The organism is Mesorhizobium sp. M7A.F.Ca.US.014.04.1.1, from assembly GCF_003998745.1.
GTDB lineage: Bacteria > Pseudomonadota > Alphaproteobacteria > Rhizobiales > Rhizobiaceae > Mesorhizobium > Mesorhizobium ciceri.
Genome location: NZ_RZRW01000749.1, coordinates 1 through 2,367, shown reverse-complemented (window position 1 = coordinate 2,367; position 2,367 = coordinate 1). Strand labels below are relative to the sequence as shown.

Sequence of the window (2,367 nt, the reverse complement as noted above, 5' to 3'; positions counted from 1 at the left end):
TCCCAGTCCGGCGTGAAGTAGCGCGGCGGACCGTGCATCTCGAGATCCTGGACGGCGACCTCATAGACCGACTCCTGACCGGTGGTGATGAAAGCGTCCCCTACGATCAGCGAGCGGTCTTCCTCGCGCCAGAGCGAAATGTGACCAGGGGCGTGCCCGGGTGTGTGCAGCCATTGCCATCCGGGCATTCCGGGGACCGATCCGTCGGCGGGCAAGAGTTCCAATCGGTTGCCAAGATCGATCGGCCCGCGTGGAAAGAGCGGCGAAAGCAGCGCCATCAGTCCGCCCCCGACCCAGGGATCCGGTGCCGGATAACATTCAGTTCCGTCCAAATAGGGCCGCTCGAGTCGATGCGCGAAGACGGGCACCTCCCACCTATTCGCGAGGTCCAGAACCGTTCCCACATGGTCAAAATGGCCGTGTGTCAGGATAACCGCGGCAGGCCGTGCGTTGGTGCCAAACCGCTTTTCCGCGACCGCAAGAATACTGCTTCTCGACGTCGGCAACCCCGTATCTATTAGCACCCAGTTCCGATCTCCGCTGCGCGGTGCGCCGAAGAACACGACATTGACGATTGCCAGCCGCAAATAACCCAGGTCCGGTGCGATGCTCCAGGCACCGTCGCCATGATCTTCGCGCCTGGCGTGGTCGATCTCGGAAAGTCGAATCTGAACGGTCATGATCCCGTGCCTCGGTTGTTGCTGCGCAGCCGCTCGAGTTCATCGGCGGCGGTGGTACATGCCCCGAACTTGGGCACGGCCCCCTTGTTCCTTCCTTGATCCTCGTTCGCCACCCGGATTGCAGACAGTGCGACTAACCCGACGTTATTTATTAACTGGTTACGAGGCGGTTCGCCCAAATTGAGTCAAGAAGCTAGGCCACCCATTCGCTGGCTGCATTTATCTTACACCCCTTGGCAGCTTTGCTGCCCAATCTTGGTCATTGAGAGATTAGCAGCCGCTTCCAAAAAGCAGACGTCACAGGGACTGCGTCGTAGCTCCGATGTGCCTCAGAGCGCTTCTTTTAAGCAAACAGAAGCTGCCGTTCGTGAGCTAATACCGAGATCTCCTGGGTCGCCAGCTTTCTTAGCGACGAAACGGTGAAATGGTTGGCTCCGTTTGTCGGGCTGGCCAGCCCGATTGAAGCGGAGCACGATCATGCCCTTCAAAGCACGTGGAAGGATGCCAGGGGCCTAGGTGGACGGGGTCCCCCTGTCAGACCTTCCGGCTGGCCAGCAGCCTTGTAAGCCAGTCCGGATCCATTTCCGGTACGGACGACAAAAGCCGTTCGGTGTAAGCGGCATGGGGAGGTGTGAGAACTTGGCTCTTCAGTCCCTGTTCAACGACTTTGCCCTGGTGCATGACAACGATTTGGTCGGCTATCGCCCTTACGGTAGCAATGTCGTGGGTAATGAAGATGTAGCTCATTTCGAGTTCACGCTGCAGGCGCATGAGAAGCTTGAGGATTTCCTCTTGGACGATCTGGTCGAGCGCGGACGTGATCTCGTCACAGATGATAAGCTCTGGATCGGCTGCCAACGCCCGGGCAATGCAGACGCGTTGCTTTTGGCCGCCCGATAGCTCGCCAGGCAGGCGTTCCAGAAAATCCTCGCTCATCTCGACCATGTGCATAAGTTCGCAGATCCGGCGATCCTTCTGCGCGCCCTTTAGGCCGAGGTAGAATTCGAGCGGCCGAGCTATGATTTCTTCGACCGTCTGGCGCGGATTCAGGGCGTTGTCGGGCATTTGGTAAATCATCTGCATGCGGCGCAGGACCTCCTTCGGCCGCGTCTTCAGGCTCGTGGAAAGGGGCTGCCCGGCAAAAGAAAACGAACCTGAAATTGGCGGCAAGAGACCGGTGACGACTCGCGCGAGCGTCGATTTGCCCGAACCGGATTCGCCGACCACGGCCACGGTTCTTCCGCGCGGAACCTTGATGGAGACATCCTGGAGCACCTTGACCTTTCCTGCATAGGCCGCGGTAACGTTGTCTATCGTCAGCAGATAGTCATCGGCTGGAACTTCGGGCTTGGCGAGCTTGCGTACGGCCCAGAGCGTTTTGGTATATTCCTGGCTGGGCGAGGCCAGCATCTGGCGTGTATCAGCCTCCTCCACGGTGCGTCCGTGGCGCAGAACCATGATACGATCCGCCATTTGCGCCACCACCGCCAGGTCATGCGTCACGTAGATTGCAGCGGTGCTGAATTCCTCCACGATGTTGCGAATGGAAGCTAGAACTTCAACCTGCGTGGTCACGTCGAGCGCGGTTGTTGGCTCGTCGAATATTATGAGGTCCGGACGACAAGCCATTGCCATCGCTGTCATTGCCCGTTGCAACTGCCCGCCGGAGACCTGATGAGGATAGCGC

At 58.9% G+C, this 2,367-nt stretch carries 2 protein-coding genes; both read right to left on the bottom strand.

From position 1 onward, the window contains the following. On the bottom strand, positions 1–680 hold a 680-nt coding region (locus EOA22_RS30955; RefSeq protein ID WP_164756079.1), incomplete at its 3' end, for an MBL fold metallo-hydrolase. 534 nt (positions 681–1,214) lie between these two features. Then, positions 1,215–2,367, bottom strand: a 1,153-nt coding sequence (locus EOA22_RS30950; protein WP_164756078.1) for an ABC transporter ATP-binding protein, incomplete at its 5' end; no start/stop codon positions are given.